The organism is Streptomyces sp. B21-105 (assembly GCF_036898465.1).
Lineage (GTDB): Bacteria > Actinomycetota > Actinomycetes > Streptomycetales > Streptomycetaceae > Streptomyces.
Window position 1 is genome coordinate 102,432 of sequence record NZ_JARUMJ010000001.1, and the last position, 11,884, is coordinate 114,315.

Annotated in this window: 9 protein-coding genes; 5 read left to right on the plus strand and 4 right to left on the minus strand. The window is 70.7% G+C overall.

Annotation, left to right across the window (positions count from 1 at the left end; genetic code table 11):
- Positions 1-220 precede the first annotated feature (220 nt).
- Complete coding sequence (locus QA802_RS00550) at positions 221-1,048, plus strand: SCO6745 family protein (RefSeq protein WP_334517277.1); 828 nt, start codon at positions 221-223, stop codon at positions 1,046-1,048.
- A gap of 564 nt (positions 1,049-1,612) precedes the next feature.
- Here QA802_RS00550 and QA802_RS00555 read toward each other — a convergent pair.
- Positions 1,613-2,752 carry a PucR-like N-terminal domain-containing protein gene (locus QA802_RS00555; protein ID WP_334517278.1) on the minus strand — a complete coding sequence of 380 codons (1,140 nt, stop codon included), beginning with the start codon at positions 2,750-2,752 and terminating at the stop codon, positions 1,613-1,615.
- A gap of 86 nt (positions 2,753-2,838) precedes the next feature.
- On the opposite strand from QA802_RS00555, the gene QA802_RS00560 reads away from it, so the two are divergent.
- Positions 2,839-3,894, plus strand: a complete 1,056-nt coding sequence (locus QA802_RS00560; RefSeq protein ID WP_334517280.1) for a ferredoxin reductase — start codon at positions 2,839-2,841, stop codon at positions 3,892-3,894.
- Between the two features lie 7 nt (positions 3,895-3,901).
- The gene (locus QA802_RS00565; protein WP_334517282.1) at positions 3,902-5,020 is read left to right on the plus strand and encodes a fatty acid desaturase family protein; all 1,119 of its coding nucleotides are present in this window, start codon (positions 3,902-3,904) and stop codon (positions 5,018-5,020) included.
- Positions 5,021-5,587: 567 nt separating this feature from the next.
- Here the strand turns inward: QA802_RS00565 and QA802_RS00570 are convergent.
- The 3 genes from QA802_RS00570 to QA802_RS00580 form a co-directional block, all read right to left on the minus strand.
- Positions 5,588-5,800: a hypothetical protein gene (locus QA802_RS00570; RefSeq protein WP_334517284.1), complete on the minus strand. Its 213-nt coding sequence runs from the start codon at positions 5,798-5,800 to the stop codon at positions 5,588-5,590.
- A gap of 363 nt (positions 5,801-6,163) precedes the next feature.
- Positions 6,164-7,333 (minus strand): glycosyltransferase family 4 protein, encoded by a 1,170-nt coding sequence (locus QA802_RS00575; protein ID WP_334517285.1) that lies wholly within the window; start codon positions 7,331-7,333, stop codon positions 6,164-6,166.
- Between the two features lie 15 nt (positions 7,334-7,348).
- Entirely contained in the window at positions 7,349-8,137 is a 789-nt protein-coding gene (locus tag QA802_RS00580; protein WP_334517287.1) for an FkbM family methyltransferase, read from the minus strand.
- Between the two features lie 279 nt (positions 8,138-8,416).
- Between QA802_RS00580 and QA802_RS00585 the strand changes: the two genes are divergently transcribed.
- On the plus strand, positions 8,417-9,514 hold the full coding sequence (locus QA802_RS00585; RefSeq protein ID WP_334517288.1) for a prephenate dehydrogenase: 1,098 nt from the start codon (positions 8,417-8,419) through the stop codon (positions 9,512-9,514).
- A 1,298-nt stretch (positions 9,515-10,812) separates the two neighbouring features.
- Positions 10,813-11,706: a transcriptional regulator gene (locus tag QA802_RS00590; protein WP_334517290.1), complete on the plus strand. Its 894-nt coding sequence runs from the start codon at positions 10,813-10,815 to the stop codon at positions 11,704-11,706.
- Positions 11,707-11,884 lie beyond the last annotated feature (178 nt).

An 11,884-nucleotide genomic window follows, 5' to 3' on the forward strand; every position in this document is an offset into this window, starting at 1 on the left:
GAGAACAGGCCTTGGTGACTCGGGTTGCGAAGCCGGGCTCCTCGAGCCGACGCACCCTCGTTGCCCTTGAGCACCTGACGCTCAAATCGGACCAGAACCCGCTCTCGCCTACACAGCCGCACGGACGCCAGCCCATCTGCGCTGTTTCGCTTCGGTCGCGCCGATGAGTTTCGGTCTGCCGGATGGTCCAAGTCGGCATACCTGACAAAGGGAGAAACCGATGACTCACATCGCCCGTCGCATGTTCGAGCTCCTGGAGCCGATCTGCCTGGTCACCTACTTCGCCGACGAGTGCAACCAGGAACTGTCCGCACTCGGCCACCGCACCTACTGGGACGGCTATTTCGCCAGCCGCGCCGCACCACTGGGACGGGTGCCGGCCCAAGTCGTGCACGCGGCCTTCTACAACTTCGCCGACGGGGAAGCCGCCCGGCACATCCCCAGCGCCTGGGTGACGATCCCGCCCGAGGCCTCCGTCGCCGCGCGGGAGCGGGGCAGCACGGCTTCCCTACGGCGCATTCTCGGCGACGAGCTGGCCGACTCCCCGGGCCTGGTGCGTGCCGCAGACCTGACCGCCAAGGCCGCTACGAGCGCCCCCACCGAAGGCCGGGTGATGTACGCCGGCATGCGCACCCTCGAGGTACCCAGCGACCCCGTCGCCCGACTGTGGCATTCCGCGACCATGCTGCGCGAGCACCGCGGCGACGGGCACATCGCCGCCCTCGTCGGCGCGCGTATCGGCGGCACGGAGGCCCACGTGCTCTCTGCTCTGGAACAGGGCATCCACCCCCCAGAGTCGTTCGGACGCATCCATCACCTACCGAAAGAGCGCCTGGCCGCGGTCATGGACGGCATGCGCGAACGCGGACTCATCGACACCGACGGCCACTTCACCGACGCCGGCCGCGCGGCCAAACAGCGCATCGAAACGTCCACCGACGAACTCGCCGCCCCACCCTACGACGCCCTGTCCCCCGCCGAACTCGACGAACTGATCACCGAGCTCGAACCCATCACCGCGACCCTGGTGGCCACAGGCTCGCAGTGACACGCAGTGCCGAACCTCCCCGCATCTCTCCGGCCGGCGGCGTCTGCGGTGGAAGGCGTTCCGCGGGCGTACGACCGTCCCCATCCGGCCCGGACGCCGGGGCCTCGGGGCACTGCTCCTCGGTGTCAGCGGAACGGGAAGCGGGGCCCTGCGGCGGCGCGTCGTGCTCACTGGCGATGCCTTCCGGACTCCCCCACGAGACCCCGGCATTCCGCGGGTCCGCAGGGGGCCCGGCAGGCTCCCAGGTCCTTCCTGATGGGATGTCCGCGCCCCCCTGGTCAGGCAATATCGACCCCTGCTCGCCTACTTCGACTTTCACCTGCGCGGGCATCGCGCCCCGATCCTCGAAGCCAGGCGTGTGGGCGTCGGACCGACCTTGCGCAGGTGACGAGTGGCGTACCGCGGGGGTCACACGATGTGACCACCCAAACGCGACCCGAAGGTCGGCCATGCCGCACTCTCGGGGGCCGCATGAGCCGGACGGTGGCACCGGGAATGGAGCACCATTCCTGAACTGCTCGCGGACACGGACACGGACGCGGTCGTGGACGGTCGACGTACGCGTCAGCTGCCCCGAAGACCGACCGCCAGCGTCAGTTCGAGGACCCGGTGCGGCGTTGCGAGATCCGGAAAGAGCTCCCGCAGCTGCGACATCCGGTACCGGACGGTCTGGGGATGGACGAACAGCGCCGCCGCCACCTCGTCCCGCCTGCCCTGGTGCAGCAGCCACGCCCGCAACGTCTCCTCCAGCCGCCCCGCGGTCGCGACGGGCAAGGTCCGCAACGGTGCGAGGGCCCGGGCACGCAGGTCGGCGAACGCGTCCGCGTCGGCGCTCAGCACCAACTCGGGCAGATGGTCCTCGGTGTCGCGGATGTCGCAGGAGAGGGAGCGGGCGCGTGCGGCTCGTGCGTAGGAGGCGGACGCACGCGTCCATGGCCGGGCCGGGCCGACCACGGCGGTGCGATCGGTCAGCTGCCGCAGCAGATGTGGCCGGTCGGCATCGGGGACGAGCAGCACACCGGTGGCGTCCGGCAGGTCGTCGAGGACGAGGGTGCTCGGGTCGAGCGCGCGGTAGGCAGGCCGGGCCTGGGCGGCGGGCAGCAGGACCGCGGTCAGTGAAACCGGAGGCTGCCACCCGGCCCGTTGAACAGAGGCCAGCAGCACGTCCGGGCTCGCGCCGGCGAGGAGGTCGCGGGCCAGGTGTTCCAGGTGGCGCTCGTGGTCTCTGCCCCGGGCGGCCAGTTCGTCGGCGTGGCCCGCGGCGCTCGCGGCGGAGAGCTCGTCGATGTAGGCGAAGGTCAGCTCGGCGAACTTGGCGACCTCGGCGGCGGGCAGACCTGCGGGTACGGCACCCGCTGCCAGGCATCGCCAGGCCACGCGGGCGCCGACGCGGTAGGCGCTGAGCAGGGCGTCCATCGAGCGGCCGTCGCGCACCTCGCCGCGGCCCAGCTCGTAGGCCGCGTCACCGGCGTCGCCGCCTGTGGCGTTCCCGCTCGCGACGTCCAGGTAGTGCCCCAGGGCGGTGCGCACGGCTCGGCGGATGGTGGCGCCCATGTGGCCCGACAGGGCGTTGGCGTAGGGAGGGACCTCGTCGATGATCGCCTGGACGACCTCGTCGGCCGTGGTCCTCAGCGCGGCCCGGAGTGCGGTGACCGTCGTCTCGTCCAGGGCCAGTTCGCTGGCCCTCCGGATTACATGGCTCATATTTTGTTCCCTGCGAACAATTCGGCCGACCAGATTTACGTCCTGCGGTCAGGACTTTACGCCCTGAGGCACAGCAAGCTGGAGTCATGACGAGTACTGCCCTCCGCAGCAGGGCATGGAAACTGCTGGAGATGGTCACGACGCCGCTGCTGCCGTCGGACTATCTCGACCTGGTCAGCCCGCTGCGTGCGGGCGCCGACCTGCGGGGGCGCATCGAGGCCGTGCACCCCGAGACGGGTGACGCCGCGACCATCGTGATCAGGCCGGGACGGGGCTGGCGCGGCCACACAGCCGGTCAGTACGTGCGGATCGGGGTCGACGTCGACGGGGTGCGCCTGTGGCGTGCCTACTCCCTCACCTCGCCGACGAACCGCCGGGACGGCCGCGTCACGATCACCGTGAAGGCGATCGAGGACGGCAAGGTCAGCAACCACCTGGTCCGCAGGACGAAACCGGGCACGCTGATCCAGCTCGACCAGCCGACCGGTGACTTCGTGCTGCCGCAGGCCAAGCCCGCCAAGATGCTCTACCTGACGGCCGGCAGCGGCATCACGCCCGTGATGGGCATGCTGCGCGACACCGAGTTCGACGACGTCGTCCTGGTCCACTGCGCGCCGCGGCCGCAGGACGTGATCTTCCGCGACGAACTGCACGACCTGGTCGCCGACAAGAAGCTGCGGCTCACCGAGGTGCACACCGACACCGACGGCAAGCTCGACATCGCCCGTCTCGACGAACTCGTGCCCGACTGGGCCGAGCGCGAGACCTGGGCCTGCGGGCCCTCGGGCCTGCTCGACGCCGCCGAAAAGCACTGGAGCGTGCACGGCGTCCCGGAGCGCCTGCACACAGAACGCTTCCGGCCCGGCATCGTCGTCGCCGGCGACGGCGGCGAGGTCACGTTCAGCGCCACCGGCAAGACCGTCGACGCGGACGGCGCCACGCCGTTGCTGGACGTCGGCGAGGAGGCCGGCGTGCTCATGCCCTCCGGGTGCCGCATGGGCATCTGCTTCGGCTGCGTCTCGCCGCTCAAGGCGGGCGCCGTCCGCGACCTGCGCACCGGCGAGATCACCGAGGCCGAGCCGGGCGTCCTCATCCAGACCTGCGTGTCCGCCGCGGCGGGCCCCTGCGACATCGAACGGTAGGAACACCTTGACCGCCATCGACCCCACCGCCCACCTGAGCGCGGAGCAGATCGAGGAGCTCGGCCGGGAGCTGGACGCGATCCGCGACGAGGTGATCGCCGGCCGCGGCGAGAAGGACGCCGCCTACATCCGCAAGGTCATCTCGGCGCAGCGCAGGCTCGAGCTGGTCAGCAGGGGTGTGCTGCTGTTCTCGATCTTCCCGCCCGCATGGCTGATCGGCACCGCCGGGCTGTCCGTGGCGAAGATCATGGACAACATGGAGATCGGCCACAACATCCTGCACGGCCAGTGGGACTGGATGCGGGACCCGAAGATCCACTCCACCACCTGGGAATGGGACCACGTCTCGCCGGCGGACCAGTGGAAGCACTCGCACAACGAGCTGCATCACACCTACACCAACGTGATCGGCAAGGACAACGACCTCGGCTACGGCATCATGCGCGTCGACGAGGACCAGAAGTGGCACCCGTTCCATCTCGGCCAGCCGCTGTGGAACTTCCTCAACGCCTGCTTCTTCGAGTACGGCATCGCGGCGTACGACCTGGAGCTCGGCAAGAACCTGCACAAGCGCCGCCGCAAGAACCCGGAGTTCCGCGCGCGGGCCAGGGCCGTGGGCCGCAAGATCCGCAAGCAGGTGCTCAAGGACTACGTGATCCACCCGCTGCTGTCGGGCCCCTCGTTCCTGCCCACGCTCGCCGCCACGTTCACCGCGAACCTGGTCCGCAACATCTGGTCCCACTCGGTGATCATGTGCGGGCACTTCCCCGAGGGCGTGCAGGTTTTCGAGCGCCGGTCGATCAAGGGCGAGACGCGGGGCCAGTGGTACCTGCGCCAGATGATGGGCTCGGCGAACATCAGCGGCAGCAAGGCCATGCACTTCATGACCGGCAACCTGTCGCACCAGATCGAGCACCACCTGTTCCCGGACCTGCCGAGCAACCGGTACGCCGAGGTCGCGGTGAAGGTGCGCGCCCTGTTCGAGAAGTACGAGCTGGAGTACGTCACCGGGCCGCTGCCCAAGCAGGTGTTCTCCGCGTGGCACAAGGTCGTCCGGCTCTCGCTGCCGAACAAGAAGCCCAAGGTCAGGACGCCGGACCGCGAGCAGGAACTCGTCGCCGCCTGATTCCCGGCTCGGTGACACAGATGCCGCCGTGGGGCGGCTGATTCCCGCGAACGCCCGATGGCGGCATCGGCGCCCGCTGCCGTGCCGGCTCTGCCACGCGAAAAGAAGCAGGCCGGTCCGAGTGGGCGTTCTGCGGCGTTGCCGCCCCGGGTGGGAACGGCGGCTGCCGCTGACGGCATCCACTGCGGGCGGCACCCGGCTTTTGCGGAAGATCCGCACCACCGGACCTCCGTCGTGCGGGCACGCGCGCCCGACAGGCGCGCGTGCCGCCGTGAAGCGGGCTGCCGGCGGGCGGCCTGGCCGGTGTGAGGCCGCCACGGCCGCATGGGGCGCCTGCGCGGTGTCGTCACCCCGGGGACCCGCTCCGTCGAAGGCGCGGTCGGCGAAGCCGCGGTGCACAGGGGGTCGTGGTCGTGGTGACGCCTGTCCCGTCAGTTTTGCGACGGCCGTGTCCAGCCCTGCGATCCGAGTGCTCCACCCACCACACGTCCGGCCACACAGCAAGCCCGGCTCCGCGCCGGGGCCTGGCGGGGCCGGACCGCGCCAGCGCCGGGCCAGGGCCGGCGTTCACCGGGCGGGTGTGTGGTCCACCGCACCGGCGACCGCGCCGAAGGACGGACCGGCTCCGGCGGCGCGTCCCGCGTACGGGCCTTCGCGGCCGGGCCCGCACAGGCGCGTACGGGCCTTCGCGGCCGGGCCCGCACAGGTCAGCCCGGCCGCGAAGGCCCGTACGCCGCTGTACCCGAAGGCTACGAGGCGCGCCTCCCCGGTCGACGACATGGCTTCGCCGGAGCCACGCGGGACGCTTGGGCCGACGGCGACGACGAAGGCGCACGAAGGGGCCGCCCGCGTGCCGGGCCGGACGCCCGACACCCTGCCCGCGCCGGCGCCACGCGGGGCGTGATCGTTTGCACAGGTGCGGCGGGCGTTGTCGTCGTGTGCGCCGTTCGCCGTCGCCAGGATGCGGGGTCATGGAGGTCACGGCCCCTTCGAGGGGCCCGGGCAGACAGTGCCCGGCTGCTTGGTCGTGGCATCTGCCATGTGGGAACCGCGGCCGGTGCCACCGCGGCCGCCCTGGGATGCGCGACGGTTGCTGTTCCTGCGCCGGCCTGTTCCTGCGTCGGCTGTTCGCGCGGGGTTGTCCTATTCCTGGCCGGGCGCCGTCGCCGGGGTGCGCTCGGGTGTCAGGAGGTCGGTCAGATGCCGGGCCGACGCGTCCCAGGACCAGCGTTCCCGGACCCACTGGCGGCCCGCCGTGCCCATCTCGGCGGCCCGGTCGGCGTCGCGCAGTATCCGGGTCAGCGCGCCCGCCACCGCCGCCGGGTCGGTGCCGTCCACGACGCTGCCGGTCCTGCCGTCGAGCACGGTGTCCGGAGCGCCGCCGGAATCGCCGACGACGACCGGCAGACCACTCGCCGACGCCTCCAGGAACACGATCCCGAGCCCCTCCGCCTCCAGACCGGCCTTGCGGGTGCGGCACGGCATCGCGAAGACGTCCGCGGCGGCGTAGTAACGCGGCGTCTCGGAGTGCGTCCTGCCGCCCGCGAAGACGACCGAGCCGTCGTCGGTGCGGCGCCGGGCCAGTTTGCGCAGCCGCGCCTCGTCGGGCCCCCGGCCGACGAGCAGCAGCACCGCGTCCGGGACCTCTCGCCGGATCAGGGGCAGGGCGCGGATCAGCGTGTCCTGGCCCTTGCGCGGGACCATCCTGGCCACGCACACGATCACCCGTCTGCCCTGCAGCCCGAGTTCGGTGCGCAGGTCGGCGGCGGTGTCGTAGTCGTTTTCGGCGTCGGGCCGGTAGACGTCGGCGTCGACGCCGGGGACGAGGCGGCTCATCTGCGTGTGCGGGCCCAGGGCGGGCTCGATCCGGTCGCGGGTGTACTGGCCGAGGTAGGTGACGACGTCCACGCCGTCGCCTATCCTCCGCATCATCCGGCGCGCGCCGGGAAGCCGGGCCCACCAGATCTCATGGCCGTGGGTGGTCGCCACCATGCGCCGTATGCCGCTGCGGCGCAGGGCCGGCGCCATCAGGGCGAGCGGCGCCGCCGCCCCGAACCAGACCCGGTCACAGCCGTGGGCCCTGGCTGTCTCGATGGCTTTCCTGGTGACCCGCCCGGTCGGCAGGAGCATCCTCGTGGAGTCCCGGACGACCGGAAACGGAAGAGTCGCGTCGTAGGCGGCGTCGCCCGGCTCGTGCGAGGTGTAGACGACGACGCGGTCGTGCGGCATGCGGGTGACCATGGCGTGCACGAATGTCTCGATCCCGCCCTGGCGGGGCGGGAAGTCGTTGGTGATGACGAGGGTGGACGCCATGAGTGTGTCAGTCCTTCAGGGGGTGGGGATCGGGCGTGCCGTGAAAAGGTAGTTGCGGCAGTCGTCCGTGACTTCGGCCACCGGCTCCCAACTCCCCTTCCGCCAGCGGTACATGCCGTAGCCGAGTGCGGTGAGGCGGCGTACGAGGCCGGTCGGCTCCATGCCGTACTTCGCGAGGTGACGGTCCTCGATCTCCAGCAGGAGGGCGGGCCGGTGGCGCAGCAGCGTGGTCCGGGCGCCTGACAGCACGGCCGCCTCCGCCCCTTCGACGTCGGCCTTGATGAAGTCGACGCGGTCAAGACCCATGTGGTGGCACAGGCCGTCCACCGTGCGCACCGCAGTGGTCACCGGATGGGACCGGGCGAATTCCACGTTGGGGCCGGGTCCCGACGCGCCTTCGGTGAGGTATGCGCGCCCATGGACGGGCAGCAGCCCGCGCCGGGGCAGACTCATCGTGCCGTGCCGTCGTGCCCGCTCACCGAGCGCGGTGCGGTGCACGGTGACGTTGCCGCAGCCCAGAGCCGCTGCCGTGGTACGCAGCCACCGCGCGGGACCGTGCAGCGGCTCCACGCTGTGCACAGCGCCCGAAGGGCCCGTCAGCGCGGACAGGATCCAGGTGTACAGGCCGTACTCGGCGCCTATGTCGAGACACACGGCGCCCGGCCGCACCAACGGCCGCAGCCCCGCCACCTCTTCCTCGACGAAGCTGTACCGCGGCGCCGCCCAGCGCAGCGCGAGCGCCACCGCGGTCACCCTCGCCCCCGCGTAGCGGGAACCGCCGCGGCGCATCGACGTGCCAGTCATCCCCCGACCCCTCATCTGCGAGACGAAACGCCCCACGCCCCACCGAAGATACGAACATCCGACGGTAACACCACGACGGTTCGCCCCTTGAAGGCGAGCCCGGAACACTCCCCTACGCCGCGACACAAAGCGGCACTTCGCGCACCGCACCCCAAACCCGCGGTCGCGGACCACCGCTGCCCGGCACCCGATGTCCGAGGCCCGACCCGCCTTTCACCCGACACCGGCCGCCGTCTATGGTCCCGAAGGTCCCGAACGACCGGGTGGTCAACCAAGCGAATGGACGCTGATGTCATGCACTCCGCGTTGGTGATCGGCACAGGACTCATGGGAACCTCCGTCGCGTTGGCACTTCGCTCGCGCGGCGTGACGGTGCACTTACGGGATGTCGACCCGGCGGCGGCACGGACAGCCGCCGCCCTGGGGGCCGGAACGGAGCGACCCCCCTCGGAGGCCGTCGATCTGGCGGTGGTGGCGGTGCCGCCGCCCCTCGTCGGCGGGGTGCTGGCGGATGTGCAGGCGGAGGGTGTGGCGCGGCACTGCACGGATGTGGCGAGTGTCAAGGCGCAGCCGCAGCACGACGCCCTCGCCCTCGACTGCGACATGTCCCGGTACATCGGCGGCCATCCGATGGCCGGCGCGTCACGCAGTGGCCCGCTGACCGGCCGAGCCGATCTGTTCGAGGGGCGCATGTGGGTACTCACACCGACGCCGGACACCGCCACCGAAACACTCAACATGGCCCTGGAACTCGTGGCCCTGTGCGGTGGCGTACCCGTTCTGATGCAGGCATCCGCGCACGACCGGGCGGTCGCCCTGGTTTCCCACGCGCCTCATGTCGTGGCGAGCCTGATCGCGATGCGATTGGAGAACGCCGGGGAACGCGAGGTGAGCCTCGCGGGGCCGGGCCTGCGGGACCTCACCCGGATCGCCGAGGCGGACCCCGCACTGTGGCTGGACATACTGAGCGCCAACGCCGCGATCGTGGCCGACCTGCTCGAGGAACTGAGCGGCGACCTGGACCGGACGGTCGTGGGCCTGCGCGCCATCGCCGCGATGGACGAGGAAAAGCGCCGCGGTGGCGCGGAGATCGTCGAGGGCATGCTGCGCAGGGGCAGGTCGGGCCGGGCCCGGATCTCCGGCAGACACGGCACCCGGCCCGAGCGGTTCGAGGTGGTGACCGTCATGATCGGGGACCAACCGGGTGAGCTGGCACGGCTGTTCTCGGACGCCGGCCGTGCGGGCGTCAACATCGAGGACATCCACGTCGAGCACGCCGCGGGCCGGCCCGCCGGGCTGGTCCACGTCAGCGTCGCACCCGGCCGGACCACGCCCTTGCGTGAGGCCCTCCAAGCACAGGGCTGGCAGGAGCGCTAGGTGTGTCGCCCTGAGAGGTCGGGGACGCGGCCGACGGGTGGCCGGGCGTCGCGTTCGCCGTCGAGGACAGTGATCGCGGACTGAGTGCCTCGTCCGTCCGGCTCCCTCAGGGGGCCGCCGTCCCGGTGGGACACGCGTGCGACGACATCTCCGCGACCCCACCCCGGGAACTGACGGCGGAGCAGTTCGTGGATATGTCCGCCGCCATTGGGTGCGGTTCAGGAAGGGTCACGGCCGGGCCGAGGACTGAGCATCACGGCGTCATTCCGCTTACCGCCAAAAAGGACTGGGCAACGACTCGGCCAGCTGCCAGTATGTACGGTGCCGATTACGCCCTCGCAGCACGCGCGAGGGATTTACCTGAATACCCGCACCAATAATCGTGGTGCGGCTACGGTGACGTGGCGAACGGAAGCGACCTTACGGTATGGCGTTCGGCGCGGACGCAGCCGTGTTTCGACAAACGTTGTGTCAGCCCCTCACGCACGGCGGCACGGAAAAGGCCGGGAGCCCTCAGGGCGCCCGGCCTTTCGCTCTCCCACCCCACGCGGCACACATGAGCCCATACTTAGTGGACGAGGTGGAATCGGACACTCCGGCGCGGATCGAGCCATAGCCGATATCACCCCGCGCCCTCCCTCGTCGTGCGGCTCTGAACGTCTCGACAGCGTCGCGACGAAATACGAGCATGAGTCCGGGCCTTGTTGCGTGTGTTTCGGACGAGGCGGCTGTGAGCCGCGAAGCCGATCGCCGACAGTAGGGCAAGATCGACAACAGCACTGTGCGACGCGACTTGTTGGGGGGCGGGTGGAGCGACGGTGTTTTGGGGGCGACGAGGCCGTCCTGGGCATGCGGCCGGGGCGTGCGACGACTGTGAACGTGGCTGTGCAAGAACGCCCGGGAGCACCGCTGTACCTCGTACCGGCTCACACCCTCCCCACTCAAGACGCGCGTGGGAGCCCGGCCAGACGGCCGACGCGAGAGGAACAGACCGACGGTTCGGGGAGCTCCCGAGACCGGACCTGACCGAAACCGGCCGAAGAAACGTCCACACGGGGTGAATGAAATTGCATAGTCCAGATATCGGCGGACTCGCGTCCGCGCCCACTTCAGCGATCAGGCCCGCAGTCGGCCCGCCCACGGCCGTCGAGCGCCGCGAGCCGGGAGTCACCCCGGTCCCGATCGCGTCTCTTCTGCCCGGTGAATCCCCCCGCTCGGAAGGGCCGGACCAGGAACACGTCGCCCGGCTGGCCGAGGTCGACGGACCGCTGCCCGCCATCCTCGTCAGCCGCTACGACATGCGCGTGATCGACGGGATGCACCGGCTTCTGGCCGCCCTGATCCGTGGTCAGGTGACGATCGATGTCGAGTTCTTCGAAGGCACCGCCGAGGACGCCTTCTTACGGGCGGTCCAGGCGAACATCGCCCACGGCCTGCCGCTGTCGCAGGCCGATCGGCGCGCCGCGGCCACCCGCATCATCGCGTCGCATCCTCAGATGTCGGACCGGGCCATCGCGCGGGCATCCGGCCTGGGGGCAAAGGCGGTTGCCGCCATCCGTCGCCGTTCAAGTGACGCCGTGCCGCAGTTGAACGCACGGATCGGCCGTGACGGACGGGTCCGCCCGCTGAGCAGCGTCGAGGGCCGGTGGCGCGCCGCCGAACTGATGGCCGAGAACCCGCAGGCATCGCTGCGCGAAGTGGCGCGGATCGCCGGGATATCACCGGCCACGGCGAGCGATGTCCGCAAACGCATTCAGTCCGGTGAGCTGCCCGCGGCGCTACGACCGGAGGCCGCCACGGTCCCGGAGGCGCCGCAGCCCTCGCCGGCCACGCAGGAGACCGAGGCCGCGCAGGACATCGACCACGACGTCGATGCGGACACCAGGATGCCCGCCCAGGCAGCCCAGTTCGGGCAGGGCCGCAAGGCGAGACCGGCACCGCCGGATCCGGGCACGGTCCTGGACAAGCTGCTGCGCGATCCCTCGTTGCGCCTCAAAGAGGAGGGCCGGCATCTGCTGCGCCTCCTGCAACAGAACGCGACGGCGGAGTGGAACCATCTGACGGCGGCCGTGCCGCCGCACTGCGGGGAACTCGTCGGCAGCCTCGCACGCCAATATGCGGCGACCTGGCTGGAGTTCGCCGAGGACCTCGACCAGCGCGACCGCTCGGTCCCCCACAAGGCAGTGGTTTGATCATTCATCCGGGTGTGCGCTGCCCGAGGTGTCCCGGTCCAGCACTGCCTCGATGCGGACTCTCCGCCGATGAACATGCCGACAGCACGTCAGGCGTTCGCCATGCGGACGCCCGACGTGCCATCTGTCCCCTCTTTCCGGGGAGTTGAGCCCCCGGCGCGGCGAACCGGTGCGGTTC

Coding starts and splice junctions, on each gene's coding strand:
- QA802_RS00560 (WP_334517280.1), top strand. CDS start 2,839: ATGACGAGTACTGCCCTCCGCAGCAGGGCATGGAAACTGCTGGAGATG.
- QA802_RS00585 (WP_334517288.1), top strand. CDS start 8,417: ATGGACGCTGATGTCATGCACTCCGCGTTGGTGATCGGCACAGGACTC.
- QA802_RS00580 (WP_334517287.1), bottom strand. CDS start 8,137: ATGACTGGCACGTCGATGCGCCGCGGCGGTTCCCGCTACGCGGGGGCG.
- QA802_RS00550 (WP_334517277.1), top strand. CDS start 221: ATGACTCACATCGCCCGTCGCATGTTCGAGCTCCTGGAGCCGATCTGC.
- QA802_RS00575 (WP_334517285.1), bottom strand. CDS start 7,333: ATGGCGTCCACCCTCGTCATCACCAACGACTTCCCGCCCCGCCAGGGC.
- QA802_RS00555 (WP_334517278.1), bottom strand. CDS start 2,752: ATGAGCCATGTAATCCGGAGGGCCAGCGAACTGGCCCTGGACGAGACG.
- QA802_RS00570 (WP_334517284.1), bottom strand. CDS start 5,800: ATGTCGTCGACCGGGGAGGCGCGCCTCGTAGCCTTCGGGTACAGCGGC.
- QA802_RS00590 (WP_334517290.1), top strand. CDS start 10,813: ATGCGCGTGATCGACGGGATGCACCGGCTTCTGGCCGCCCTGATCCGT.